This is a genomic window from Actinoplanes sp. NPDC026619 (assembly GCF_040638295.1).
Taxonomy (GTDB): Bacteria; Actinomycetota; Actinomycetes; order Mycobacteriales; family Micromonosporaceae; genus Actinoplanes.
Map to the genome: position 1 here is coordinate 38170 of NZ_JBEZYA010000012.1, position 25559 is coordinate 63728.

At 70.6% G+C, this 25559-nt stretch carries 24 protein-coding genes and 1 pseudogene; 9 read left to right on the forward strand and 16 right to left on the reverse strand.

What is annotated here, in order from left to right:
- Positions 1 to 55: 55 nt before the first annotated feature.
- Both glgB and AB0E90_RS25180 read left to right on the forward strand, forming a co-directional pair.
- Positions 56 to 2161, forward strand: coding sequence for a 1,4-alpha-glucan branching protein GlgB (gene glgB / locus AB0E90_RS25175; protein WP_360410907.1), 2106 nt, complete (start codon positions 56 to 58; stop codon positions 2159 to 2161).
- A gap of 80 nt (positions 2162 to 2241) precedes the next feature.
- On the forward strand, positions 2242 to 3504 hold the full coding sequence (locus tag AB0E90_RS25180; protein WP_360410275.1) for a M48 family metallopeptidase: 1263 nt from the start codon (positions 2242 to 2244) through the stop codon (positions 3502 to 3504).
- On the opposite strand, the gene AB0E90_RS25185 is transcribed toward AB0E90_RS25180, so the two are convergent.
- On the reverse strand, positions 3494 to 3703 hold the full coding sequence (locus tag AB0E90_RS25185) for a hypothetical protein (protein ID WP_360410278.1): 210 nt from the start codon (positions 3701 to 3703) through the stop codon (positions 3494 to 3496). The genes AB0E90_RS25180 and AB0E90_RS25185 overlap by 11 nt on opposite strands.
- Positions 3704 to 3720: 17 nt before the next feature.
- Positions 3721 to 4380 carry a hypothetical protein gene (locus tag AB0E90_RS25190; RefSeq protein WP_360410281.1) on the reverse strand — a complete coding sequence of 220 codons (660 nt, stop codon included), beginning with the start codon at positions 4378 to 4380 and terminating at the stop codon, positions 3721 to 3723.
- A gap of 321 nt (positions 4381 to 4701) precedes the next feature.
- Here AB0E90_RS25190 and AB0E90_RS25195 point away from each other — a divergent pair, with 321 nt between their 5' ends.
- Positions 4702 to 5400, forward strand: a complete 699-nt coding sequence (locus tag AB0E90_RS25195) for a hypothetical protein (RefSeq protein WP_360410284.1) — start codon at positions 4702 to 4704, stop codon at positions 5398 to 5400.
- Here the strand turns inward: AB0E90_RS25195 and AB0E90_RS25200 are convergent.
- Together AB0E90_RS25200 and AB0E90_RS25205 are read right to left on the reverse strand one after the other, a co-directional pair.
- Complete coding sequence (locus AB0E90_RS25200) at positions 5387 to 5938, reverse strand: GNAT family protein (RefSeq protein ID WP_360410287.1); 552 nt, start codon at positions 5936 to 5938, stop codon at positions 5387 to 5389. The genes AB0E90_RS25195 and AB0E90_RS25200 overlap by 14 nt on opposite strands.
- Positions 5938 to 6666, reverse strand: a complete 729-nt coding sequence (locus AB0E90_RS25205) for a hypothetical protein (protein WP_360410290.1) — start codon at positions 6664 to 6666, stop codon at positions 5938 to 5940. The genes AB0E90_RS25200 and AB0E90_RS25205 overlap by 1 nt, the downstream gene beginning before the upstream one ends.
- Before the next feature lie 103 nt (positions 6667 to 6769).
- Here AB0E90_RS25205 and AB0E90_RS25210 point away from each other — a divergent pair, with 103 nt between their 5' ends.
- Together AB0E90_RS25210 and AB0E90_RS25215 are read left to right on the forward strand one after the other, a co-directional pair.
- Positions 6770 to 8500, forward strand: coding sequence for a serine/threonine-protein kinase (locus AB0E90_RS25210; RefSeq protein WP_360410293.1), 1731 nt, complete (start codon positions 6770 to 6772; stop codon positions 8498 to 8500).
- Positions 8501 to 8520: 20 nt separating this feature from the next.
- Positions 8521 to 10206, forward strand: a complete 1686-nt coding sequence (locus tag AB0E90_RS25215) for a CocE/NonD family hydrolase (RefSeq protein WP_360410296.1) — start codon at positions 8521 to 8523, stop codon at positions 10204 to 10206.
- Between the two features lie 18 nt (positions 10207 to 10224).
- Here AB0E90_RS25215 and AB0E90_RS25220 read toward each other — a convergent pair whose 3' ends face one another.
- Both AB0E90_RS25220 and AB0E90_RS25225 read right to left on the reverse strand, forming a co-directional pair.
- Positions 10225 to 12798, reverse strand: coding sequence for a Tex family protein (locus AB0E90_RS25220; RefSeq protein WP_360410299.1), 2574 nt, complete (start codon positions 12796 to 12798; stop codon positions 10225 to 10227).
- Positions 12795 to 13778: a LuxR C-terminal-related transcriptional regulator gene (locus AB0E90_RS25225; protein ID WP_360410302.1), complete on the reverse strand. Its 984-nt coding sequence runs from the start codon at positions 13776 to 13778 to the stop codon at positions 12795 to 12797. Before AB0E90_RS25225 ends, AB0E90_RS25220 begins: the two co-directional genes overlap by 4 nt.
- A 130-nt stretch (positions 13779 to 13908) precedes the next feature.
- Between AB0E90_RS25225 and AB0E90_RS25230 the strand changes: the two genes are divergently transcribed.
- Complete coding sequence (locus tag AB0E90_RS25230) at positions 13909 to 14628, forward strand: protein phosphatase 2C domain-containing protein (protein WP_360410304.1); 720 nt, start codon at positions 13909 to 13911, stop codon at positions 14626 to 14628.
- Here the strand turns inward: AB0E90_RS25230 and AB0E90_RS25235 are convergent.
- The 4 genes from AB0E90_RS25235 to AB0E90_RS25250 are packed head-to-tail and all read right to left on the reverse strand — an operon-like array spanning position 14625 to position 17180.
- Positions 14625 to 15215 carry a class I SAM-dependent methyltransferase gene (locus AB0E90_RS25235; protein ID WP_360410307.1) on the reverse strand — a complete coding sequence of 197 codons (591 nt, stop codon included), beginning with the start codon at positions 15213 to 15215 and terminating at the stop codon, positions 14625 to 14627. The two genes, AB0E90_RS25230 and AB0E90_RS25235, sit on opposite strands and share 4 nt — an antisense overlap.
- Positions 15216 to 15220: 5 nt before the next feature.
- On the reverse strand, positions 15221 to 15562 hold the full coding sequence (locus AB0E90_RS25240; protein ID WP_360410309.1) for a hypothetical protein: 342 nt from the start codon (positions 15560 to 15562) through the stop codon (positions 15221 to 15223).
- Between the two features lie 41 nt (positions 15563 to 15603).
- Positions 15604 to 15978, reverse strand: a complete 375-nt coding sequence (locus tag AB0E90_RS25245) for an MmcQ/YjbR family DNA-binding protein (protein WP_360410312.1) — start codon at positions 15976 to 15978, stop codon at positions 15604 to 15606.
- A 53-nt stretch (positions 15979 to 16031) separates the two neighbouring features.
- Positions 16032 to 17180 (reverse strand): cellulose binding domain-containing protein, encoded by a 1149-nt coding sequence (locus AB0E90_RS25250; RefSeq protein WP_360410315.1) that lies wholly within the window; start codon positions 17178 to 17180, stop codon positions 16032 to 16034.
- Between the two features lie 150 nt (positions 17181 to 17330).
- On the opposite strand from AB0E90_RS25250, the gene AB0E90_RS25255 reads away from it, so the two are divergent.
- Positions 17331 to 17765: a hypothetical protein gene (locus tag AB0E90_RS25255; protein ID WP_360410318.1), complete on the forward strand. Its 435-nt coding sequence runs from the start codon at positions 17331 to 17333 to the stop codon at positions 17763 to 17765.
- A gap of 146 nt (positions 17766 to 17911) precedes the next feature.
- On the opposite strand, the gene AB0E90_RS25260 is transcribed toward AB0E90_RS25255, so the two are convergent.
- Together AB0E90_RS25260 and AB0E90_RS25265 are read right to left on the reverse strand one after the other, a co-directional pair.
- Entirely contained in the window at positions 17912 to 18466 is a 555-nt protein-coding gene (locus AB0E90_RS25260; RefSeq protein WP_360410910.1) for an MFS transporter, read from the reverse strand.
- Positions 18435 to 19166: pseudogene (locus tag AB0E90_RS25265) on the reverse strand (MFS transporter); the annotation flags it as partial. The gene AB0E90_RS25260 and the pseudogene AB0E90_RS25265, both read right to left, overlap by 32 nt.
- Positions 19167 to 19302: 136 nt before the next feature.
- On the opposite strand from AB0E90_RS25265, the gene AB0E90_RS25270 reads away from it, so the two are divergent.
- A complete protein-coding gene (locus AB0E90_RS25270; RefSeq protein ID WP_360410321.1) occupies positions 19303 to 19548 on the forward strand; it encodes a PspC domain-containing protein in 246 nt (81 codons plus the stop codon).
- Here the strand turns inward: AB0E90_RS25270 and AB0E90_RS25275 are convergent.
- Genes AB0E90_RS25275 through AB0E90_RS25290 form a run of 4 tightly spaced genes read right to left on the reverse strand, consistent with a single transcriptional unit; the run spans position 19523 to position 24237 of the window.
- Positions 19523 to 20443, reverse strand: a complete 921-nt coding sequence (locus AB0E90_RS25275) for a cytochrome c biogenesis CcdA family protein (protein WP_360410324.1) — start codon at positions 20441 to 20443, stop codon at positions 19523 to 19525. The two genes, AB0E90_RS25270 and AB0E90_RS25275, sit on opposite strands and share 26 nt — an antisense overlap.
- 1 nt (position 20444) lies before the next feature.
- The gene (locus AB0E90_RS25280) at positions 20445 to 21011 is read right to left on the reverse strand and encodes a redoxin domain-containing protein (RefSeq protein WP_360410327.1); all 567 of its coding nucleotides are present in this window, start codon (positions 21009 to 21011) and stop codon (positions 20445 to 20447) included.
- Entirely contained in the window at positions 21008 to 22486 is a 1479-nt protein-coding gene (locus tag AB0E90_RS25285; protein ID WP_360410330.1) for an NADH-ubiquinone oxidoreductase-F iron-sulfur binding region domain-containing protein, read from the reverse strand. The genes AB0E90_RS25280 and AB0E90_RS25285 overlap by 4 nt, the downstream gene beginning before the upstream one ends.
- Entirely contained in the window at positions 22483 to 24237 is a 1755-nt protein-coding gene (locus tag AB0E90_RS25290) for a translation initiation factor III (RefSeq protein ID WP_360410333.1), read from the reverse strand. The genes AB0E90_RS25285 and AB0E90_RS25290 overlap by 4 nt, the downstream gene beginning before the upstream one ends.
- A 411-nt stretch (positions 24238 to 24648) precedes the next feature.
- Between AB0E90_RS25290 and AB0E90_RS25295 the strand changes: the two genes are divergently transcribed.
- Positions 24649 to 25464 (forward strand): hypothetical protein, encoded by an 816-nt coding sequence (locus tag AB0E90_RS25295; protein WP_360410336.1) that lies wholly within the window; start codon positions 24649 to 24651, stop codon positions 25462 to 25464.
- Positions 25465 to 25559 lie beyond the last annotated feature (95 nt).

Sequence of the window (25559 nt, forward strand, 5' to 3'; positions counted from 1 at the left end):
AGCCCCCGTCGTGATCGGCCATCCCGCCTCCTCGCTCGCCGCCGACCAGCGCGCCATGAACGGCGTGGTGGCCGGCGAGACGCACGACCCGCACGCCATCCTCGGCGCGCATCCGGCCGGCGACCACACGATCATCCGCACCCTGCGCAAGGGCGCCGAGAAGGTGTCGGTGGTCTTCGGCAGCGAACGGGCCGACATGACCAAGGTGCACGACGACGGCATCTTCGCCGCCGAGCTGCCCGGCACCGTCCTCGACTACCGCCTCGAGGTCGACGGCAAGGAATTCGACGACCCCTATCGCCACCTGCCCAGCCTGGGCGAGCTCGACCTGCACCTGATCGGCGAGGGCCGGCACGAGAAGCTGTGGAAGGTGCTGGGCGCGCAGCCGCGCGGCACCGGCGTGGCCTTCGCGGTGTGGGCGCCCGGCGCCCGCGGCGTGCAGGTGGTCGGCGACTTCGCCGGCTGGGGCCCGTACGACGGCTGGCCGATGCGCTCGCTCGGCAGCAGCGGCGTCTGGGAGCTGTTCATCCCCGAGGCCAAGCCCGGTTCGCGCTACAAGTACAAGATCCTCGGCCGCGACGGCGTCTGGCGCGAGCACGCCGACCCGCTCGCGCAGCACACCGAGATCCCGCCGGCGACCGCGTCGGTGGTCTTCGAGTCCACGTACGAGTGGCAGGACGCTTCTTGGCTCCGCGAGCGCGCGCAGAAGCAGTGGCATCAGGAGCCGATGAGCGCGTACGAGGTGCACCTCGGCTCGTGGCGGCCCGGTCTCTCCTACGTGGAGCTGGCTGAGCAACTCGTGGACTATGTGGTGGAAACGGGCTTCACCCACGTTGAGCTCATGCCGGTCATGGAGCACCCCTTCGGCGGCTCCTGGGGCTACCAGGTCACCGGCTACTTCGCGCCCACCTCGCGCTTCGGCAACCCCGACGAGTTCCGCTACCTGGTCGACAAGCTCCACCAGGCCGGCATCGGCGTGATCCTCGACTGGGTGCCCGCCCACTTCCCCAAGGACGAATGGGCGCTGGCCCGGTTCGACGGCACCCCGCTCTACGAGCACGGCGACTGGCGTCGCGGCGAACACCCCGACTGGGGCACGTACGTCTTCGACTTCGGCCGCAAGGAGGTCCGCAACTTCCTGGTCGCGAACGCCGTCTACTGGTGCGAGGAGTTCCACGCCGACGGCCTGCGGGTGGACGCGGTCGCCTCGATGCTCTACCTGGACTACTCCCGCAAGGACGGCGAGTGGACGCCGAATCAATACGGCGGCCGGGAGAACCTCGACGCGATCAGCTTCCTGCAGGAGATGAACGCGACCGTCTACAAGAACAACCCCGGCGTGATCACGATCGCCGAGGAGTCGACGGCGTGGCCGGGCGTCACCCGCCCCACCCACCTGGGCGGCCTCGGCTTCGGCTTCAAGTGGAACATGGGCTGGATGAACGACACCCTGTCGTACATGGAGAAGGAGCCCATCTACCGCCAGTGGCACCACCACCAGATGACCTTCGCCACGGTGTACGCCTGGAGCGAGAACTACATCCTGCCGATCAGCCACGACGAGGTCGTCCACGGCAAGGGCTCGCTGGCCGGCAAGATGCCCGGCGACGAGTGGCAGAAGCTGGCCAACACCAGGGCGCTGCTCGGCTTCATGTGGGCCTTCACCGGTAAGCAGCTGCTGTTCATGGGCAGCGAGATGGGCGACATGCGCGAGTGGAGCGAGGAGCGCGGCCTCGACTGGGGATTGCTGGAAAATCCGTCCTCCGGCGGCGTGAAGGGCCTGGTCAAGGACCTGAACCGGGTTTACAAGGAGACCCCCGCCCTCTGGACCCAGGACACCAGCCCGTCCGGCTTCCGCTGGATCACCAGCGAGGACTCCCAGCACAACACGTTCAGCTTCGTCCGCTTCGCCCCCAACGGCGACGCGGTCGCCTGCATCGTCAACTTCGCCGCCGTCCCGCACGAGGACTACCGCATCGGCCTCCCCCGCCCCGGCCACTGGCAGGAGGCCATCAACACCGACAGCGAGCTGTACGGCGGCTCCGGCGTCGGCAACCTGGGCGAGGTCACCGCCGACGACATCCCGTGGCACGGCTTCAACCACTCGACCAGCCTGCGGGTCCCCCCACTGGGCGCCGTCTGGCTCCGCTACGAGCAGTAAGCCGCCTCGCACCCGGGTGATCTCCCGCCGAGATCACCCGGGGTCGCGCCACACACCCGCGATCCCGCACAATCTCCGGCGTGCCAACGACTATCGAGGCCGATCGCTGCCCCCGTTGCGACACCACCCTGACCAGGCTCGCCGAGCACGAGCCCTGGTGCCCGCAGTGTGAGTGGAATCTGGACCACTACGCCGACGACCCCCGGGCCAGCTGGTTCTGGCGGCGAATGTCCCGCTCCGACCACGAGGCCGGCTTCCGCTCCCACCGCCGGCTGGCCGAGACGGCGACCACCGCGGTCATCCGCTCCGACCGCTTCCTGGTGGCCGTCTCCGCCCTCCTGATGCTGGCCATGGTCACCGCGGTGATCGCCGGCCTGGCCCTGATCATCGTCGGCGGCCCGTTCTTCCCGATCGTCTTCGGCCTGATCCTGCTGTTCCTGGCGGCCCTGCTGCTCCCCCGCTGGACCCGCTTGAAGCGTCTCCTCGAGAACTCGTACCGGGTGGAGACCACGAACGCCCCCACGATGTGGGCCCTGATCGACCGGATCGCCGCCGAGCTCGGTGCCGCCAAACCGGACGTCCTGCTGTTCGACTTCAGCTGGAACGCCGGGGTGACCACGGTCGGCCCCCGACCGCGGCGGGTGCTGACCATCGGCGTCCCGTTGCTGCTCCTGCTCACCCCACCCCAGGTGATCGCCCTGATCGGCCACGAGATGGGCCACCTGAAGCACGCCGACCTGCGACGCGTGACGCTGACCGATCCGGCCCGGCGCACCTTCGGCCGCCTCTCCCGGCTGGTGCGCCCGCCCCGGATCTCGGCCTGGGACCTGGGGCTGGAACCGTTCTCCACCGCGGCGCTGGCCGTGTGGCAGCTGACCGGCGGCACCGTGTCCTGGCTGCTGTTCGCCGCCCACCTCGGCATCAACGCGGCGGCTTCCGAGGACGACCGCGCGGTGGAACTCCGCGCCGACGCTGCCGCGGCCCGGATGGCCGGCACGGCGGCGGCCATGGAGATGATCGACGTGCTGGCGATGCTGCCCACCCTCACCGGCTACGTGCAGCACCACGTGCCGAAGGGCGAGGCCGCGGCGACCTGGCGCCGCATGCTCCGCTCCATCCAGGAACGCGAGATCGCCACCGCCCCCGCCTGGCGCCAGCTCTCGATCCGCACCGACGCCTCGTTGTTCGCGTCGCACCCCGCCCCGGGCCGCCGGCACCAGTGGCTGGCCACCCAGCCCGCAACCGCGCCGGCCGTGGAGATCGACGGCGAAGCCTTGGAAAATGAGATCCGCCCGTACGCCGAGGCCCTGCACCGCACGATGCTCCGCCACGTCACCGAGTAACGAGCAGCAGCAATCCGAATCCGCCGGCTGCGATGACCGGGCCCAGCCCGATGAAAGCCGGGATGGTCCTGGTCATCAGCGGCAGGTCGTCCTCCTCGGCGATGATCAGGCCGGCCCACCGCTCGGGCGGGACGAACGCGCGCCGACCGGCCCGCAGCGGCAGCAACGGCCATGCGCTCAAGGTAGTGGCGACACGCACGCTCCTCGATGGACCTTTCAGCGCGGGATGTCCCAGGCCGACGCCTTGAACGTCACGGTGCCGTCGTTGGCGGTGGCAGTGACCGTCAGGACGATCATCTTCCAGGTGATCGCCTTGGTCCGCGCCGTGTCCAGCGACGTGTTGATGCAATAGACCTGACCGGTGCGTAGAGCCTGAACGCCGGCGGGAAGCGGCCCGGTGCGGATCAGCTCGGCGCACTCGTTCGGCTTCACCGCATCCGACTTGGCCGCGGCGCCCTGCACCCCATCCAAGAGTTCCATCCGAGGTCCCCGCCCCGAACAGGGCGAGATGAGGGTGAATTCGCGATCGGTGTTTTCCGCACGTACGCGTGGCTCGTCGAGGTCGACGTCGACCGATCCCGAGCAATCCGTCATGGCGACCTTGAGATCCTCGCCGGTGTATTTCTCGGCGTATTTCGTTTCCGGGCTGAGCGTCGGCGCTTCGGTTCCGTCCGTCGTCGTCTCGGTGCCGGTCGGCGCGGTGGTCGGCTCCGTCGTCGGCGGCGTCACGGTGGGCGGCTGCGTCGTCGGCTGCACCACGATCGGGGCGGACGCCTTTTCCAGAGCGTCATTGGCTCGCCCGTTCGCCCGCCAGGCGAGCACGACCGCCACCAGAGCGAGCAGCACCGCGACACCGGCCGCTCCGGCCATGAACACTCCGGCTCCCTTGCCTTTCGGCCGGCCGGGTCCGGGCGCGGGTGCCGACTTCGGGGGCGGAGGGGCGGCATTCGGCTGGTTGGGCACATTGCCGTGCACATTGGGCGGTTGCGGGCCACTGCCCGGGGGTGGTGATCCCTGCGGATATGTCATGGACAGCTCGACCTCAGAATTGATCACTGTGTGCAATTTCCCCGGCACCGTATCGTGTGATCTAGCGTGAGCCTCTGTCAGAAACCCGTCAATATCACCTGAACATGATCTTTCCTTGTTAAGGAAAGATGTGGCGCCGCGATCGATCGACAATTCTCAGGCGGGCACGTGACATCAACGCTCCATCACAAGGCGCCCGGCTCCGGTGAACCACCCGGCCCCTGGCATCGCTGGTCCGGCATAGCAACTGTGCTCGGCACCGTCATCGGCGGCCTGGGGCTGATCGTGGCGCTGCTGGCCTGGCTGCTCCCCCGGCAGAACGATCCGGCCCCGACACCGACGACCACCACACCGGCAACCGCGACGCAGGCGACCGCGACGCAGGCGGGCACGACATCGGCCACCACGCCGGCGGCCCCCGCAGTTTTCCTCGACGCGGGCTCGGTTGCGGTGGAGGCCGGCAAGGATCGGCTCGTCGACATGCCGCGGGCGATCAGGGGCAAGAACGACTACGCGAGCCACTCGCTGATCATCAGCTGCCCGTCGAATCAGACCGGGGATCAGACCTCGGACGTGACCTTCGTCCTGAACGGCCACTACGTCCAATTCGACGCGGAGGTCCATCCGTACTATCCGCCGGGAGCGGATCAGCAGTCGGTCACCTACGTCACCGCTCGCACCGGCGTCCGGCAGAAGGACACTTCGCTGACCACGACCGACGTGGCTCGGCAGGCCAATGCCACCTCGACCGCCGCGAAACCACTGACGGCCACCGTCGACAAGGCCGAGAAGCTGACTCTGCGAGTGCAGTGCGCAGATCCGGGCGGCACGATCGTGCTGACGAACGCGCGGCTTACTCCGGCTTGAGGTCGTCGCGGAGCCACTCCTCGGCGAGCACGCCGTAGATCAGGTCGTCGGTCCACTCGCCCTTGATGAAGGTCTGCTGCCTCAGGTGGCCCTCGCGGGTGAAGCCGAGCCGTTCCATCAGCCCGGCCGACGCCACGTTGCGGGCGTCGCACTCCCCCGTCACCTTGTGCAGGCCCTGAAGGCGGAACAGCCGATCGAGTACGCCGCGGACGGCCTCCGTCGCGTACCCCTGCTTCTGGTGTTCAGTCGCCAGGCTGAAGCCGAGCTCGGCCTGCTTCAGATTGTCGTGCATCCGGACCGCGACGTCGCCGATCAGCCGGCGGTCGGCGATGCGTTCGATGGCGTACTGGAACCAGCCCGGGATGTCCGGTGAGGACTCCATGAAGCCGGCCACCGCCGCCTCCGCCTTGAGCAGCGGGAACGGGGCGTCCCACGACTGGTATCGGGCGACGTCCGGGTCGGAGCGGTATGCGGCCAGCACCGGCGCGTCGGCCGGCCGGAAGCGCCGCAGGATCAGCCGTTCCGTGGTGATGAGCATCAGCCGAGGATAGCCAGGTGGCGCCGCATCAGGCCGCGAACGAGGACGGCGCGGTCCGCGATCTCCTGCTCGGTCAGGGTGACCGGCTCGCCGGCCCGGCGGCGGCGGATCTCGTCGGCGAGTGACGACGGCACGCCGAGCGACGGCAGGCGCTCGATCGCCTCCCGTTTGGTGATCAGGCGGCCGGTGGCGATCGTCTCGGCGGCCCGCGACACCGTGGTCAGTCCGAGGTCGACGTGCAGGTCGGTGCGCCACACCCGGGGCCGGCGGACGGCGCCGGCCCAGTAGCCGCGGAGTTCGGCGCGGGCCGCCTCGGACAACTGAGCTCGGGTGACGGGCGGAACCAGTGCGGCCGGCGCCGGGCCGTAGACGGTGACGCCGAACTGGTGGAGTTCGCCGCGGGCGATACCGCTGAGGGGCCGCCTGAACATCCGCTCGTGCGCCCAGTTCACATGAGATGACGAAATATCGGATATCTCGTTGACGGGAACGTAGGCGCAGTGCAGCTTGGGCGGGCCGATCTCCCGGTGCAGGGTCCGCAGGCGGGTGCGCCGGTAACGCGTCAACGGCTCGGCGATCACCGCTACCAGATCGAGGTCGCTGATACCGGGCCGGTAATCCGCCGAACCGATCGATCCACCGGCATAAAACCCGACAACCCTGGCCACCTCGCGAATCGCCGACCCGAAGTGCGGAACGACCGGGGCGACCGACAGACGATCATCCATGTGAGCAGCATGACGGTTCGGTGCCAACTGTGCTGTGCCCCTGCTCCCGGGGCGCCCTCGCCCGATAGAGTGACGGCTCCAAGTTCGGGGGGACGGAACCGTCATGTCTGGGGAGCGCACGGAGGCCCTGCGCCCGCACGATCCACGCGCTCTCGGCGGCTACGAGATCGTCGGCCGGCTCGGCGAGGGCGGCATGGGCACGGTCTATCTGGCCCGCTCGCCCGGCGGCATCCTGGTCGCGGTCAAGGTGGTGCGCGCCGATCTCACCGCCGACGACGAGTTCCGCCGCCGGTTCCGCAGCGAGGTCGCCCGCGCCCGGCAGGTCCCGCCGTTCTGCACGGCCGAGGTCCTCGACGCCGACCCCGATGCCGAGCGTCCGTACCTCGTGGTGGAGTACGTCGACGGCCCCACCCTGGCGCATGTGGTCGAGGAGCGTGGCCCGCTCACCGCGGCCAACCTGCACAGCGTCGCGATCGGGGTGGCGACCGCGCTGACCGCGATCCACGGCGCCGGGGTGATCCACCGCGATCTGAAGCCGCGCAACGTGCTGCTCGCGCCCGGCTCCCCCAAGGTCATCGACTTCGGGATCGCCCGGCACATGGAGTCGAACACCGGTCTCACCGACACGTCGCAGATGGTCGGCACGGTGGCCTACATGTCGCCCGAGCGGTTCGGCGACGCCGACGAGCCGCTCACCCCGGCCGCCGACGTGTTCGCCTGGGGCGCCGTGGTGGCCTACGCCGGGACCGGCCGCACCCCCTTCGCCGGCGATTCGCCGCCGGCCACCGCGGCCCGCATCCTGACCCAGCCGCCCGATCTGTCCGGCCTGGCGGGCCCGCTCAAGGAACTGGTCGGCCACGCCTTGGAGAAGGAGCCGGCCAATCGGCCGAGCGCGCGCGAGCTTCTCGACCTGCTGGTTTCCAGCCCGTCCCGGCCCGCCGCCACGGCGGCTGCCCTCGCGGGCCAACCCGATCTGCGTGCGGCAGCTGCGGAAGCGCAAGCAGTTACCGGTGTACGCGTGGAAGCTGACGCCACGAAGGTCGGCTACCTCGAGGACTCGATCGTCACCGTGCCGATCTCGGCGGTGCCCGGTCCCCCGGCCGGACCGCCGCCGCCCGAGCCGAGCCGTCGCTGGTTCCTGCCGGTCGCGGTCGCGTCGCTGGTGCTGGCCGTGGTCGCGGGCGCGCTGATGCTGGTGTTCGGCTCGTCCACCGGCAAGGAGGCGATCGCCTCCGAGTTCCCGGACATCGGCCACTCGGCCCCGCCGTCGGAGAGCCTGATCATCGAGGACGCTCTGACCGGGCAGCACTACTGGCAGGCCAAGACGCTGCCGGCCGAGAAGGCGTCCTGCTCGTTCGACGGCGGTCTGGTCGCCCACCGCGACACCAAGGGCGTCTACCGGTGCTCCGGCCCGGCCGACGCCGTGCCCAACGACATGAAGGTCGACGTCGGCGTCCGGCTGCTGACCGGGGACAGCTGCGCCGGCGTGTGGTTCCGGTTCGCACCCTGGCACGGTTACCTGCTCCGGGTCTGCGAGAAGAACATCTACTTCGGCACCCACAAGGACCAGGTGGTCTCGACCGCGCGCACGTTCCCGCTCGACACCCCGATCGAGGTGGGCGGGGCGCCGACGACGATCGAGATCCGGGCGGTCGGCAACCAGGCGACGATCCTGCGCGACGGCGTGCAGGTCGGCACGGTGCCGCTCACCGATCCAATGATCACCGGCGGCAAGGTGGTGCTCGGCGTCTACACCGAGCGCGACGCCGAGGAGACCGGGCCCTACGAGGTGGCGTTCAGCAACGTGCAGATCTGGGGGCTCAGCGGCAGCTGAGCCAAGGGCAGGAGGCCGGCGTGAATCCCATCCGTCTTCTCGGCGCCACCGCGGCGCTCATCATGGTCGCGGCCGCGCCGGCCGCCGCGGCGACACCCGACTCCTGGCAACCGGGACCGGCGGTGTACGGCACGAGCCAACCGCAGAACGTGACCGTGACCATGGATGACGGCGTCGTGCTGACCGTGCAGATGATCTACCCGACCGACCTGACCACCGGCGCCCGCGCCCCCGGCGAATTCCCGGTGCTCCTCAGCCAGGACCCTTATGGCATCGGCCCGGTCCCGTTCCCGTCGGCCGGCGCCGGGAAATACTTCGTCCAGCGCGGCTACATCTATCTCGCGGCGGCGGTCCGCGGCACCGACGTCTCCGGCGGTCAGCTCGACTGGTTCGGCGACCGCCAGGGCCGCGACGGCGCCGCGCTGGTCGACTGGGCCGCGCACACGCTCGCCGGGTCGAACGGCACGGTGGGGCTGGACGGCTGCTCCTACCTCGGCATCAACCAGTGGTTCACCGCCGCCGCGGTCGGCCGGCACTCCGCGCTGAAGGTCATCGCGCCGTTCTGCACCGACTCGGACTTCTACCGCGACTTCGCCGCCATCGGCGGGATCCCGACCACGGCGGTGGCCGACACCGGCGAGCTCGAACCCCGCGGCCCGCAGGACGATCCGGCCACCGACCCGCAGTCCGTCACGGTCGGCGACCTGGCGACCGGCGGCCCACGCTCGTACGACAACGAATACTGGCGGGACCGCAGCGTCATGCGGCTGATGCCGCAGGTGGTGGCCAACGGCATCCCGGCGCTGTCCGAGGCCGGCTGGAAGGACCTGTTCCCGGGCGGCAACCTCGGCGCCTACGCCGCCGCCCAGAACGCCTACTTCCACCGTCCGCTCGACGCGCCGGTCCGGCCGGGCGACCGGGTCACCGGCCGCTACCAGGCGATGGTCGGCCCGTGGGAGCACCAGGAGAACGTCGACAGCCCGACGGTCCAGGCGATCCGGCTGAAGTGGTTCGACACCTGGCTCAAGGGCGCCCGCACCGGCATGGCCGGCACCGGCACTCCCCTGCACCTGTTCGAGAACGGCGCCAACCAGTGGGTCGACGTGGCGGCGTGGCCACCGTCGCCCGGAACATTTGGCTTCAGCGGCGGCCCCGGCACGCTGAGCTGGTCGTCAGCCGGCGCGCTGACCTATCGGAGCGCTCCGTTGGCCCGCGCCGGCGTCCTCGACGGACCGTCCGACGTCACGGTCTACGCCCGATCCACCCGCACCGAGGTGCAACTGACCGCCACCCTCGAGGGGATCGCGCCGGACGGCACGACCAGCAAAATCGCGGAGGGCGCGCTCATCGGCAGCCAGCGCCGGCTCAACCCACAATCCAGTTGGTACGGGGCGGATCACTCGCTCCTGCAGCCGAGCCACCCGTTCACCGCGGCCGCCCGGCAGCCGGTGACTCCCGGCGTCACCACCCGCTACGACATCGCGCTGCACGCCGATGTCGCCCTGCTGCCGGCGGGCAGCCGCCTCCAGCTCGTGCTCGGCAGCCAGGCGCCGGACACGTTCCACCTGACGCTCGCCCCGACCCCGCAGCAGCGGGCGAACCTGGCCGGCGGCGTCTACACCATTGAAAAGGCGTCCGTCACGGTGCCGCTGACCGCTCCGGGCCTCTTCCGCGCCAGTGACACCGACTGGGGGCCGTCCTCGTGAGCGAGGACGGCCCGTCCGTCAGTCCTTGATCAGGCCGGCCCGGCGCAGCGCCGCCGCCATCTCGTCGTTGAGCGGGGCCGGCGCCGGACGCTGACCGCCGCCGCCGCCGCCACCGCCGCCGCCACCGCCACCGCCACCCTGACGCTGGCCACCGCCACCTTGGCGCTGGCCACCGCCACCTTGGCGCTGACCACCGCCACCTTGGCGCTGACCACCGCCGCCGCCTTGACGCTGCCCGCCGCCCCCTTGACGCTCGCCCCCTTGACGCTCGCCGCCCCCTTGACGCTCGCCGCCGCCGCCCTGACGCGGGCCACCGCCCTGGCGAGGACCGCCCTCCTGACGAGGGCGCTGTCCGCCGCCACCACCCGCGCCGCCACCACCAGCGCCGGCGCCACCCGCGGCTTCGTCGCGCGGGCGGCGCTGGGCCGGCTCGTCGGTCAGCTTCATGGTCAGCGAGATCCGCTTGCGGACCGGGTCGACCTCGACCACCCGGACCTTCACGACGTCGCCGGACTTGACGACGTCGCGGGGGTCCTTCACGAATGTGTTGGACAGCGCCGACACGTGCACCAGGCCGTCCTGGTGCACGCCGATGTCGACGAACGCGCCGAACGCGGCCACGTTGGTGACCACGCCCTCGAGGATCATCCCCGGCGTCAGGTCGGCGATCTTCTCGACGCCCTCGGCGAACGTGGCGGTGGTGAACTCGGGCCGCGGGTCGCGCCCCGGCTTCTCCAGCTCGCGCAGGATGTCGGTGACGGTCGGCAGGCCGACCGCGTCGGTGACGAACTCCGACGGGCGCAGCGCCCGCAGCAGCGGGCTGTTGCCGATCACCGCCTTGATGTCGGCGTTGCTGGCGGCCAGGATCGTGCGCACCACCGGGTAGGACTCGGGGTGCACGCTGGACGAGTCGAGCGGGTTGTCGCCGTCCGGGATCCGCAGGAAGCCGGCGCACTGCTCGAACGCCTTCGGCCCGAGCCGGGCGACCTTCTTGATGTCGTCGCGGGTGCGGAACGGCCCGTTGGAGTCGCGGTGCATCACGATGTTTTCGGCCAGGCCGGCGCCGATCCCGGAGACCCGGGTCAGCAGCGGCGCCGAGGCGGTGTTGACGTCCACGCCGACCGCGTTCACACAGTCTTCGACCACCGCGTCGAGCGATTTGGACAGCTTGGACTCGGCGAGGTCGTGCTGATATTGCCCGACCCCGATCGAGCGCGGGTCGATCTTCACGAGTTCGGCCAGCGGGTCCTGCAGGCGGCGGGCGATGGAGACGGCGCCGCGCAGCGACACGTCCATGCCGGGAAGTTCCTGGGACGCGTAGGCGGACGCCGAATAGACCGACGCGCCGGCCTCGGAGACCATCACCTTGGTCAGCTTCGCCTCGGGGTGCCGCTTGATCAGCTCGGCGGCGAGCTTGTCGGTCTCCCGGGAGGCGGTGCCGTTGCCGATCGCGATCAGGTCGACGTTGTGCTTCGACGCGAGCGCCGCGAGCCGGTGGATCGACTCGTCCCACTTGTTCTGCGGGACGTGCGGGTAGATCGTGTCGGTGGCGACGGCCTTGCCGGTCGCGTCGACCACGGCCACCTTGACGCCGGTGCGGAACCCCGGGTCGAGGCCCATCGTGGAGCGGGTGCCGGCCGGGGCGGCCAGCAGCAGGTCGCGCAGGTTGGCGGCGAAGACTCGGACGGCTTCGTCCTCGGCCGCCTGCCACAGCCGGACCCGCAGGTCGGCCCCGAGGTGGATCAGGATGCGGGTGCGCCACGCCCAGCGGACCGTGTCGACCAGCCACTTGTCGCCGGCGCGGCCGTTGTCGGAGATGCCGTTGCGGCCGGCGATGCGGGCCTCGAAGTAGCCCTCGTCCTCCTCCGGGTGCGGCTCCATGGTGAGGTCGAGGACGTCCTCCTTCTCGCCGCGGAACATGGCGAGGATGCGGTGCGAGGGCAGCTTCGCGTACGGCTCGGCGAAGTCGAAGTAGTCGGAGAACTTGGCGCCGTCGGTCTGCTTGCCGTCGCGCACCTTGGCCACGAGCCGGCCCCGGGTCCACATCTGCTCGCGCAGCTCACCGATGAGGTCGGCGTCCTCGGCGAACCGCTCGATCAGGATCGCGCGAGCGCCGTCGAGCGCGGCGGCCTCGTCGGCGACGCCCTTCTCGGCGTCGACGAACGGCGTGGCCGACGCCCGGGGATCAAGGGACGGGTCGCCGAGCAGAGAGAAAGCCAGCGGCTCGAGACCGGCTTCGCGGGCGATCTGCGCCCGGGTCCGCCGCTTCGGCTTGAACGGCAGGTAGATGTCCTCGAGGCGGGCCTTGGAGTCGGCGGCGAGGATGCTCTGCTCGAGTTCGTCGGTCAGTTTGCCCTGGGTGCGGATGGACTCCAGGACCGCGGCCCGCCGCTCCTCCAGCTCCCGCAGGTAACCGAGCCGTTCCTCGAGGGTGCGCAGTTGCGTGTCGTCGAGGGTGCCGGTCACCTCCTTGCGGTAGCGGGCGATGAACGGCACGGTGGCACCGCCGTCGAGTAGCTCGACGGCCGCGGTGACCTGACCTTCCCGGACCCCGAGCTCGGAGGCAATGCGCTGATGGATCGCTGTCGTCACGCCGACGATTGTGACCGAGCCGCGGTGTCGTTGTCGCGCCACCCCACGTGATGATCACCCGACAGCGCCCAGAGAACCGCCTCGGTGCGCGACGACGCACCCGTCTTACGCAGCAGATTCGACACATGGACGGTCACCGTCCGGACCGAGATCCCGAGAACTCGCGCTATCTGCTTGTTCGGCATGGCCTCGGCCAGTAACCCGAGCACCTCGCGCTCGCGGGCGGTCAACTCCGACGATTGGCGGGGAATCGTCAGGGCCGCCGGTCCTTCCACGGCGATCAGCTCGGTCAGCCGGTAGGGGTTGCCGTCGGTGCGCCGCCACACGGCCTCGGCCACCTCCGGCGGGGCCGCTTCCACCCCGTACACATGCTGGAGGATCTCGCCGACCTCGGCCGGCAGCAAGCCGCGGAGATGTCGCCGCACGGCGCCGGGTCGTCCGGTGAGTCGGGCGAGGGTGCGCATGGTGAGCGGATCTTCCGGGGGCTGGCTGGTCACGAGCAGCAGGACGGGAAGGTCCGTCGTGGCGAGCTCGGCGATCAGGTTCAGCGAGGCCGGGTCAAGAGCATGAAGATCTTCGGCGATGAGTACGGCCGGGGCCGTGCCGACAAGCGCACGCACGGTCGTGACCGCGATCCGCAAGAGCGCCTCGGGAGTGTACCGCTCCCGGGGGACATCCGGGTCCTGTTTCAACCAGGACAGCGCGTCCGGCGGCACGTCGATCCCGCGCGTGTCGCGCCCGGCCAGAACCGCGGCCAGCCAGTCGTACGGCGCCGGGGAATGCACCCGGGCCGTGCCGGCGAGCACCTCCACCGATGATGGCCCGCCGCGCCGGAACGCGCCCACGAGGGCACTTTTGCCTGTTCCCGAGGCACCCGTGACGACCGCGGTGAGCGGGCCGCCGCCGCCGCGCACCCGGGACCACGCCCGGCGCAGCTCGTCCAGCGCGGGCGCCCGGCCCACCATCGGCACCGCCATCATCACCCCACACTACGGACCGGAGTCACGAAGCGCCGCGCCCAGGTTCGCGGTAATGTAGCGATCGTCGCGACCGCGGCACTACGTAGGACGTACTAGAGACTTCCCTTAGGCCGTTTGGCAGTCTTGTGACATGACGCTTGTTGTCCGGGCGGTCGCCGCCACCGATCAGGGCCTGGTCCGGTCCAACAACGAGGACGCGGTGTTCGTCGGCAACCGCCTTCTCGTGGTCGCGGACGGCATGGGCGGTCTCCCCGCTGGTGAGCTGGCCAGCGACATCCTGGTGCGCGCTCTCGGGGTGGTCGACGAGATGCCCGACACCGGCGAGCCGCTGCAGGACCTGATCGCCGCGCTGGAGACAGCCAACGAGCGCATCGAGGCCGCGGTGGCCGACGACGACGCCCGCGACGGCATGGGCACGACCGTGACCGCGTTGCTGCTGTCCGGCGAGCGGATGGCCGCGCTCAACGTCGGCGACTCCCGGTGTTACCTGGTGCGCGACGCCGAGCTGACCCAGATCACCAAGGACGACACCTACGTCCAGGCCCTGGTCGACCAGGGCGTGCTGACCCCCGACGACGCCCGCCGGCACCCCCAGCGGGCGCTGGTGACGCAGGCGGTGCAGGGCGGCCCGTTCCGCCCGGCCGGCCGGATGCTGCCGGTGCAGGTGGGTGATCGCTTCCTGCTGTGCAGCGACGGCCTGTCCGACTATGTGGAAGATGCCGTGATCCAGCAGACCCTGCTGGCCAACGCCGACCGCAAGACCGCCGCCGCCGAACTGGTCCACCGCACCCTGGAAAACGGCGCTCCCGACAACGTGACCGTGATCGTCGCCGACATCACCGAGGACTAGCCGGCGCGGTTGGTCCTCAGCAGCAGGGCGCGGTGCTGGATCGTCTCCCCGTCGACGTCGGCGAACGCCTCGCTGGGCTCGATCCGGGTGCCGGTCCACAGCGGCTCGGCGAACCCGGCCTGCAGGAACTCCTCGGTGATGCCCCAGCTCGCGCCGCCCGCCGCCTCGGTCACGGCCAGCACGAAGACGGTCGCTCCCGGCGCGGCCAGCCCGGGCAGCAGGGCGAGATATTCGGCCGCGCCGCTGTGGTAGCGGGTGAGCCAGTGCAGCAGCCCGGAGTCGAAGATCGAGTCGAACGGCGCCTCGGGCAGGTCCAGCCGGGCGGCGTCCTGAACCTCGAATCGCACCCGGCCGGTCGTGGCGTGGCCGGTCTTGGCGCGCGCCTGCTCGATCGCGGTGGCCGAGATGTCCACGCCGGTGACCTGGTGGCCGAGGCCGGCCAGCGCGATCGCCAGTTCCCCGCTGCCGCAGCCGACGTCGAGCACCTTCGGCCCCCGAGCCTCGTGCAGGACCCGGGCGAGCGCCGGTTGCGGGCCGCCGATCTCCCAGGGCGGCCGGTTCCGGTAGAGCTCCTCGTAGTCGGTCATGGCGCTCAACCGGTCTTGCAGGCGCTGGTGAGGGCGTCGGCCGCGGTCTTCCACTTTGCGGCGCCGTCGCCCGCGGCCGCGCCCATCTCGGCGGCCCGCTTACGGATCACGTTGTTCTCCGACCTACTCGAGTTGGCGGTCACCTTGTCTGCGAGGGAGAGTCGCAAGGCCTTGCTCTTCGCTTTCGGGTAACCGGCCGCGAAGTCGGCACACGCCTGGTGGGCGGGCGCGTCGATCGCCTCCGGACCGCCGGCGTCACCGCCCTTCCGGCTGACCACCAGGGCAAGGACGGCGATGCCCGCGACGACCACGGCGGTGATCGTGCGCTTGCTCAGCTTGAGCTTCACCACCGCAGGCTAACGTGCGCCGGACAAACCGGTGCGTTCACTCACCCGCCGCCATCCAGGCGGGCCACCAGGGCCGCCGGCGCGACGGCGCGGTAGGCGTCGGTGCAGACCTCGGCGATCTCGGCCCGGTCCGGGTCGCGGTCGAGGCGCACGCCGAGCCAGCCGCGATGGCCCACATAGGGCGGCCGGAAGAAGCGCTCCGGGTCGGCGGCGATCAGCTCCTGCTGGCTGCCGGCCGCGGCCGCACACCACAGCTGCGGAAACCCCGCGTCGTGGTGTCCGTCCACCATGAGCATCACGAACGTCTTCTTGCCGCGGACGAAGAAGGCCGGCGAGCCGTGGCTGAGCCGCTCGGTGACTTCCGGTAGGGCCGAGCAAACCGTTCGGACCTCGTCCTCCGCGCTGGTCAGAGCCATACTTGAGGGTACCGGCCGGTGTCGCCGAGGCGGCGGCACCGGCCGGCCCTGCGTCAGGCGTAGGTCAACGCGAAACTGTTGCAGACGAAGTTGGACTGTCCCGCCGTCCCGCTCAGCTCGAAGCCGAACTGGATGTCGCCGACCGTCACGTCACCCCACCAGCCGTTGGTGCGCAGCCAGTTCAGCACCGACAGCACGTCGATCGACGCGGCGCTGGTGTTGCCGGCCGTCCGGATGAACGAATAGACCGCGTTGGCCCCGTTGGAGCCGCGGTAGACGTTCCAGGTGTGCCCGCCCGCCGACACGTTGGTCGCGGTCGGGACGGCGCCGTTCGAGTCGTACGACTCGGCGATCGGGCCGACCGCCCCGTGCTGGTTGGTCCAGATCATGACCTCGTACGCGTTGCTGTTCGCCCAGATGTCATAGGCGGTCTCGTAATCGCCGTCAGCCGGCACCGACACGTTGAACGAGCTGGCGATCGAGCTCAGCGAGCTCAGCGACCGGTTCAGCGTCTTGCCAGTGTGCGGATAGGACTTCACGCCGCTGGTCCGCGGGTGGTTGGCGACGACGCCCCAGTTCGTCCCGGTGCGCGCCCAGATCGTCTGCGGCCCGGCGCCGGAGCCCCAGACGTCGTTGTTCAGCGTGTACCCGTTGTTCGTCCACGAGTCCCACTGCCCGGTCGCCACCCAGGCCGCGTCGGACGGCACCCCGCTCGGCGCCGAAGTCGTCGGGCTCGTAGTCGGCGACGTCGTGGGCGCGGTCGTCGGCGCGGTCGTCGGCGCGGTCGTCCCGCTGACGCCGCCGGTGCAGGTCGTGCCGTTCAGCGCGAACGACGACGGTGCCGGATTCGTGCCGTTCCACGATCCGTTGAAACCGAACGACTGCGTCCCGTTGGTGGCGATCGAACCGTTGTAGCCGACATTCTTCGCGGTCACCGATGTGCCGCTCTGGGTAAGCGTGGTATTCCACGCCTGGGTCACCGTCTGCCCGGCCCCGAACGACCAGACCAGCGTCCAGGCGCTGATCGGGTCACCGAGGTTCTTGATCGTCACGTTGGCGCCGAACCCACCCTGCCATTGGCTGCTCACTGTGTACGTGACGGTGCAGCCGGCAGCCGCGGACGCCGGCAGCGCGACGGCGACGGCGGCCACCGAGACCCCCGTGGCGGCCGCCAGGCACAGCCCGAGATAGCGACTTCGCATCAGTGCGCTCCACATCTCCCACGAGGTTGTCGAAATCGGCTGTCGAAGCGCTTCGACAAATGCTTCGACAATTTTACCGACGTCAATGGATTATTGCGGTGATGCTAATTCGGGGCAGAGGGGCGGGCAAGGGGGGCGTACCGTCGATCCATGAGCATCCGGTGGTGGTCGATCGAGGTGCGCGACAGCGTCCTGTCGGCAATGCGGTGGAAAGACGGCTACGGGGAGGCCCTGCTCGAGGCCGCCCTGACCAACGGCGCGAAGCGCTGGGAGTGGACGGTCATGCCCGGTGGCGTCGTCCTGGAGGTCGCCTTCCGCGAAGAAGACGAGTGGGAGCGGTTCCGTGCCCTCCCGGTGGTGCAGGCCGCGCTCGACGCGACCCCCGACCCGGTCAACGGGCTGTATGTCTACCCGGGCCGCGGCGGCAGCGCAGCCAAGCCCTCGAAGCGCCCCAAGCCCCGCCCGGCCGGCGCCGGCGCAGCCGCCATCCCGCTCCCGGTCGAGGAAATCGCCGCAGCCCGCCTGGCCGAGGCCGAGCCCCCGGCCGAGCCGATCCACGGCCTGCCGGAGCGAGTCGCGGCCTGAGCCCGCCCGAAGCTGTGGCCTGAGCAGGTCGGCATCTGTGGGCAGCGCTTCGGGCGCTGTCCACAGTTCGGGGTTGTCCACAGGCAGCGGCACCGAGCTGCCCGATCTCCCTATTTTTCGCGGATAATGGCCTGCGGGGGCTCCCCCTATGGGAGGGCGGGCTTTGCGGGTTGGGGTGGGCGTGCGGCGTCGAGCGGGCGTAGGAAGCGGGCGCACGTCAGCGTCAGGGCCGCCATCACGGCGAAGATGACCCAGGCGCTCAGGCCGGGGCCGGCGGCGGCCAGGAAGTAGCCGGCGACCACGGCGCCGAGCGGCACCGCGCCCTCGGCGACCACGGCCGCGGCGCCGATCACCTTGCCCAGGGCGGCGTCGGGCACCGCGCGGACGCGTGCCATCGTCAGGATGATCGACGAGATCGCGCCGGTCGCGCCGACACCGGCCCAGGCCAGTGCCAGGACCACGGTGTTCGGGCTGAGCGCGATCAGCAGCAGGCACAGCGTCCACGACCAGAGGCAGCCGAGGAAGACCGTCCGTGGCGAGCCGTGCCGGTCCATCCACGGGCCGGCGAACGACGCGGCGAGGCCGCCGACACCCGCCGACGCCAGGATCAGGCCGACCGCCCACGGCGGACGGTGGTCGCGCGCCCACCACCAGGACGAGCAGGATGACGGCCTGGAACAGGAGGTTGGTGACTCCGGCAGCGAGGGTGGCCAACCGCAGGAAAGGGATGCGCCAGGTCCATCCGAACCCCTCCCCCGTGCGCCGCCAGAAGGCCGCGACGGCCGACCCCCGCCCGCCGGCCGGGTCCTGCTCATCGGGGCGGGGTGCGAAGAGCTGTTTCGGCATCAGGGCCAGGACGACGAAGCAGAACGCGTACGACGCGACGTTGAGCAGGAACGGCATCCACCGGGCGGCGCCGAACAGTGCTCCGCCGAAGGCGCGGCCGGCCAGGTTCGCGACCGGTGGCTCGGCCTCGAGGAAGGAGAACGCGGCCGCCTGCTGATCCTCCTCGACGACGTCGCGGACCGCGCCGACCTCGGCGATGCCGAAGAAGACGAAGGCGGAGCCCTCCACGAACGCGGCGACGACCAGGATCGCCGCCGGGTGCGTGGCGCCGGCGATCAGGGCGGCCACGACCGAGGACGCCGCGACGAAGCCGACCGCCTGGCTGAGCAGCATGATCTGGCGGCGGTTGAGCGCGTCGGCGGCGATCCCGGCCGGCACCTGGAGGACCAGCGACGGCAGGGTCAACGCGAACGCCACCCAGCCGGCCAGCGCCGGCGAGTCGGACACGGTGAGCATGAGCAGCGGGTACGCGATCCGGACCCCGGCCGTGCCGATGAGGGAGAACGCGTTTCCGGTCCAGAGTGCGAGGAACCGCCCGTTCCGGAAGACGCTCACGCGGCGATGGTTCCGGCAACCGAAGTACGGGTCAAGGTTCAGGGACGCCTCAGGGCACTTCCCCGATGCGACTCGGCACCCCCGCAGGCCACTCTTGAGTCACCCGCAAGAACCGCTGAAGGAAAGCGAGAGACCCATGAACTCGGTGCACGACTCGATGAGCCGCCAGGGCCTGGTCCGTCCGACCGAAGGACGCATGATCGGTGGTGTCGTCGCCGGTCTGGCCAAGCGTTTCGGTCTCGACCCGTGGCTGGCCCGCCTGCTCTTCGTCGTTGTCCTGCTCGCCATCCCCGGCAGCCAGATCCTGATCTACCCGATCCTGTGGATCCTGATGCCGGCCGAGAAGCCCGCCTACGTCACCGCGTTCCCGCCCGCCGTCTGAGCGCAGGCTCAGCACGCAGCGGTGATGTGGGCCCGGCTGCCGCCGGCTCGGTCCGTACCCCACTCGGACCGTCCGGCGGCAGCGCCCGGCCCCGCTTCCGCACAACGGCAAAGAGCAGCAACAGCACAAGGACGACAACGAGGGGTACGGCGCCGACGTCGGAGATCCAGCCGGCGAGCCGCTGTTGCAGGCCGGAGGCGAACGCCACCACCGGATCGCTGCCCGCCAGCCGCAGATCGCGGGTGAGCCGCAGTTCGTACCATCCGTAGTAGGCCACGTAGAGGCCGCTGACCACGAGGATCGCCCCGCCGATGCGGGGCACCACGCCGAGCAGCCGCCGGGCCCGGGTGATCAGCGAGGAGCGCATCAGCGCCACCGCGACCGCGGTCACCCCGACGACGAGGCCCATCCCGGCGGCGTAGGCGACGAAGAGCCCCAGACCGGAGACCAGCGTCGACGCCCGCAGGCTGGTCGCGACGAGGGCCAGGAACGGCCCGATCGCGCAGCCGAGCGAGGCGATCGCATAGACCATCCCGAAGACCACCATCGACCACGTCGAGCCGGTGAGCACGGGGGCGCGTACCCCCCAGCTCGGAAGCGAACGTCCCAGCGTGAGCCAGACGCCCAGCCCGGCCAGCACGAGGCCGAGGACGACCGTCAGCCACGGGAGCCTCGGCTGGAGCTCGCCGGCGATCGGGGTCAGCGCGAGGCCGAAGGCGCCGAACACCACGACGTACCCCAGCGTGAGCGCGAGTGTGCAACGCAGCGCACGCATGACCGCCCTACCCGGCGACGCCGGGTCACTGACGAGCAATACCGAGAGGTACGCCGGGAGCAGTGCGAAACCGCAGGGGTTGACCGCTCCGAGCATGCCGGCGGCGAGCGCGAGCCACACGTCAGGCCACCAGCGTCTTCACCTCGGCGGTGAGCTGCAGGTCGTCGAGGTAGCCGACCTTGACGACCGTGCCGTTGCGATCGAGGAAGACGTACCAACTCTGCTGGGTGATCTTGAATTTCTTCCAGATCTTGCCGGCCCGGTCGTCCAGGTGCGGCACCTTGGCCAGCGAGAAGTCCGAGACGAACTCGTGCATCGCCTTGTTCTCGCCGAGCCCGGCGATGCCGAGGATGCCGATCCGGCCCTGATATTCGTCGGCCAGGTCGCCGATGCTCTGCGCCTCGCTCGCGCAGGTCGCGCACCAGGGCGCCCAGAACCAGAGGATCGCCGGCTTGCCGGCCAGGGTGGCCGCGTCGAAGGCCGCGCCGTCCAGGGTCTTGCCGGTGAACCGCAGCGTCGCCGGCACGGTCGCCGGGGCCGCGGCCGCTCCCGCTTCACCCGAGGCGGGAGCCTCGGAACCGGACAGCGGCGCCGGCGAGATCGGCACGCCGGCGGCCGGTTTCTCCACCGGCACCGAGCACCCCGCGGCGAAACCGGCCACGAGCAGCAGCACGAGCAGCTTTCTCAATGGGATGCCTTCGCGTCGTCGAGCCGCAGGGCCAGCGCCGGGCAGACGTTGACGGCCTTGCGGGCGCCGCTCTCCAGCCACGGCGGCAGCGGCGTCTGGGGGAACGCCGGGAAGCCGTTCGAGTCGAGCCGGATGATCTCCGGCGCGACCGCCGAGCACAGCCCGTGGCCGTCGCAGCGGGACCAGTCCAGCGCGAGCTTCCGGGCGCCGGTCTCGGCCGTGTACGGCAACGGCAGGATGCCCTTGACCGACTTGCCGCAGCCCTCGCCGTTGGTGTGCGCGTCGACGTCCTTGGCGAACACCTCGAGCGCGGACAGCGCGAACCGGGACGTGCCGTCCGGGTGGCTGCACGCGCCGCGGCCCTTCACCACACCGGCCGCCTGGCGCACGTTGTCGACCGCGTTGCCGCCCAGTGACACCAGGGTGACCGCGCGGGCCAGGTCGGGCAGGCCGAGCCGGCACGGGCCGCACTGGCCTGCCGACTCACCGGCGAGGTATTGCACGACCTGGGAGACCTCGCCGAGCGGGCAGGTCTTCGAGCCGATCGGGATCAGCATGCCGGCGCCGAGCGTGCCGCCGACCTTGGCGAACCCCTTACGGGAGATCGTCACGGTCTTCGCGGCCTCGGCGGTGATCCACTTGCCGTGGTAGCCGCCGACCAGCAGGCCGGGGCCGATGTCGGCGCCGCACATGTCCAGCACGTCCATCAGCGGGGTGCCGCTGGGCGCCTCGACCACGGCCGGGCTGCTGGACGAACCGCCCACGGTCAGCATGACCGTGCCCGGCTCCTCGTTGATGCCGACCGCGTTGTACTCCCACGGCCCGAGCCGGGCGGCGATCGCCAGCTGGGAGAACGTCTCCGCGTTGGACAGCAGGGTGGGCAGGCCCATCACGCCGTTGTCGCTGGAGCGCACCTTGCGGCCGGGCGGGATGTGCGCCTCGCCGTTGATGCCGCGGACCAGCGCGCCGCCCTCACCGGAGATGAACCGGTGCGGCACCGTGACGATCCGGGTCGGGCAGGGCATCCGCCGCTCGGCCAGGGCCGCGGTGATGGAACTCTGGCCGATGCCGTCGTCGGCGATGCCGATGACGATCTCCTCGGCGTCCAGCGCCGCGGCGGCCAGTGCGGCGCCGTCCAGGATCAGGTGCGGCGCCCGGGTGAGGATCGCCTTGTCCTTCCAGGACGGCGGCTCGCCCTCGGTGCCGTTGACCACGATCACCGGTGGCAGATCCTGCCGCCGGCACGAGTCGAGCACGGCGCGGACCTTGCGGGCGAACGGGAAACCCGCGCCGCCACGTCCGCGCAGCTCGATCCGGTCGGCCAGGCCGATCAGCTCGCCCGACGACAACGCGGCGAACCCGCCGTGGACCTCCTGGTGAGCCAGGAGATCGAGTCGGCCGTACTCGTCGAAGCCCGCGGTGATCCGCGGAACGCCGATCGAGGTGACCGGCGGAACCTGGGCGGTGGTGCTCAATTCGCTTCCCCTCGCAGCTGCGACCAGTACTGGTCGTCAGCGACGTCGTCGTTCAACCGGCCGCGCCCGTTGCGACGGGCCCCCCGGCCCGCCCGGTCGTTACCGGTTTCCTGCTCTGCCCGGCGGGCTCGGCGTGATGCCATGTCGACCAGCGTCGGCGTCTCGTCGCCGTCCGCCATGTCGACGAACCCACTGCGGCTGTGTCGTCCTGAGTCGGCGCGGTCAAGGTCAGCGCCCCGGTCATCGCGCCGGTCCCGGGGCGCCTCCTGGCCTTCCGGGCCGTAGTCGCTGTAGCGCGGCTCGTACCGGCTGCTGCGGCGCGCGGGCGGCTCCTCGTCGTAGCGGGAGCGCTGTCGCGGCGCGTCCTCGAAGTCGGACTCGGCCCGGCGGCGGCCACGTGGGGCCGGCGGCGCGTTGTCGTACTCCGGCTCCTCCATCGGCCGGCGGCGGGATCGCGGAGCGAAGTCCTCGTCGTCGTCGGCATAGCGGCGGCCACGCGGCGGCGGCTCGTCCGCCTCGATCCGCCGCATCCGGGTGGACGTGTCGTCCATCTCGACGCGGCGCATCCGGGTCGAGGTGTCGTCCATCTCGACGCGGCGCATGCGAGTGGAGGTGTCGTCCATCTCCGGGCGGCGCATGCGGGTGGACGTGTCGTCCATCTCGGGGCGGCGCATCCGGGTCGAGGTGTCATCCATCTCCGGCCGGGACATCTCTGGACGGCGCATCCGGGTGGACGTGTCGTCCATCTCCGAGCGGCGCATCCGCTCCTCGTCGGGGAAGACGCGGGCGCGTGGCTCCTCGTAGTCGATCTCGTCGGCCATCGGGCGGCGCTGCCGGGGCGCCGGGGCGACCAGGTCCTCGTCCGCGAAGCGGCGGCCACGCTCGGCCTCCTGCGGTGGCAGGTCCATCACCGGCGGCGCGGTCTGCGCCATCACCGGCGAGGCCGGCCGGAACGTGTCGACCACGGCGGCCGGGGTGGGCTCCGGCTCGGGGGCCCGGCCACGGCCGCGGCGCGGCTCCTTCACGGCCGGCGCGGAGGTGGCCACCATCTGGCTGACCGTGTTGGAGGCGCCGACCCCGGCGGGCGAGGCGAAGTCCTTACGGCGGTTCAGGCTGACCGAGAGGCGCACGGCCAGGCCGATGAGCACCAGCAGCACGCAGATGACGTAACTGACGGTGACCCAGGTCTTGGCGGCGCGACCGGCGCCGAGGCCGTGCATCAGGGCGATCGGCCACATCAGGTACGGGATCGAGTGGATCGCGCGCCACATCCAGGGCTTGCCCCGGCCGATGAACCGGGCGCGGGCAACGCCGGTCCAGATGACCAGGATCAGGATGTACGCCGAGAGCTGGCCGAAGAAGATGTAGAGGGTCTTGCCGGCCGCGACACCCGGGATCACCACGTCGATCGCGCGGATGTGCCCCTCGGCTACCTTTGTCCAGAGGTGGAAGACCAGAGAGACGACCGCCAGCACGCCGGTGGTGCGGTGGATCGACTGGAGGAAGACCCGCTGCCGGATCGACAGCACCAATCGGTCCGTGGAGACGAGCCCGACCATGATGGTGATCGAGATCGACACCAGGACGAGCACACCCGCGTAAAACTCGAGATACATGAAGACGTAGACGTAAACGACACGGCCGACCGGCGTCATCATCGCGACGGCCCAGAGCGCGGCGAGAACGCTCGCTCCGAGCAGTGCGACCGAACCTTTGGACGCCGACTTCGTACCGGTAGCTCCGACATCCACGGCCACACGATTGGCGGATCGCTGGTTGTTTCCTGTCCGGGCCATTGACTCCTCGTTCTCCGCAGCGGTTCACGTCCCGTTGGGCGGCGGGACGAGAGCACCCGTGGGGGGCGCCCCGTGCTGGTGACTTGCCGGGCAGCGACCCATCCCCTGGTCGTTGCCCTCCCCCATCTACGTGTGCGGCGCTGGTTCGGATGAACGAGTGGACCCGAATTTGTCGGCAACTTTCCAGAGCCCCTGCTCGCAGGCCAGCTGAGCTGCACGGATACCGGCAAGTAACTTCCGGATAAGCCAAAAATAAGGTCCGCCGGAGAGTGACCCGGCGCACCGGCTGAACCTTTCGCGGCCCCGGTGCGAACCACAGAGTGAGCAGACGGTTCCACCAGACCGTGCTCTAAGGAGATGATCATCATGCGACACCTGGCAGCACGGGTAGTCACCGCGCTGGCCCTGGTCGCCGCGTCATTGGCCTGGACGTCCCCCGCCTCGGCGGCCGTGCAGGGTTTCGCGGTGGACATCGGCCAGTCGCCGGCCACGTTCACCATCGGAAAAGATGCGTCGACGCTCACCGCGATCGCCTCGACGGAGCGGCAGCAGCGACGTTGTGTAAAGGTGCGGTGGTCGCTCACCGTGCGAACCGACGGCATCAGCCTGGACCAGGTCCGGGTCAACCGCATCGAGGACGGCCAGTCGTTCCGGGTGCGAGCCCAGCTGACCGCCGACGAGGCCCGGATCACCGACACCCAGCTGGACCCGGGTCAGCTCTGCCGCGACCAGACGGTCAGCGGCCGCTGGGACATCGCCTTCACCGGCCCCGACAACGGCCAGGTCACGTTCGAGGCGCGAGCCCTGGACGCCACCGGCCGCGAACTGGCAACGGCCTCGCTGAACAGCCGGGTGCTCAGCCCGGTGGCCGCGAAGCCGACCGCCACCAGCCCGGCCCCGACGCCCAGCAAGACCGCGACGGACCCGGACGAGCAGGTGAACGACAACGCGGCCACCCCGGCCCCCGCCGACACGACGTCGGCGGCCGCGCTCAAGCCGGCGTCGGGAACCCCCAGCGTGCTGGGCCCCGGCCTGATCATCGGCGCCGTGCTGGTGTTCCTGGGCGTGGCTCTGCTGCTGCGCATCCGCTCCCGCAACCGCAAGACCGACCCCCCGGCCTGGCAGACGGAGACGCAGACCCTGCCGACCGGCTTCTACTCGATGCCCCGACGAAGGCAGTAACCGAAGCGGCCGCGGCCCCCACCGAGGGCGTCGCGGCCGCCTTCTTTTTGGTTAAGAGTGTTTACTGATCGGCCCGGCGCCCGCTACCTTCACCC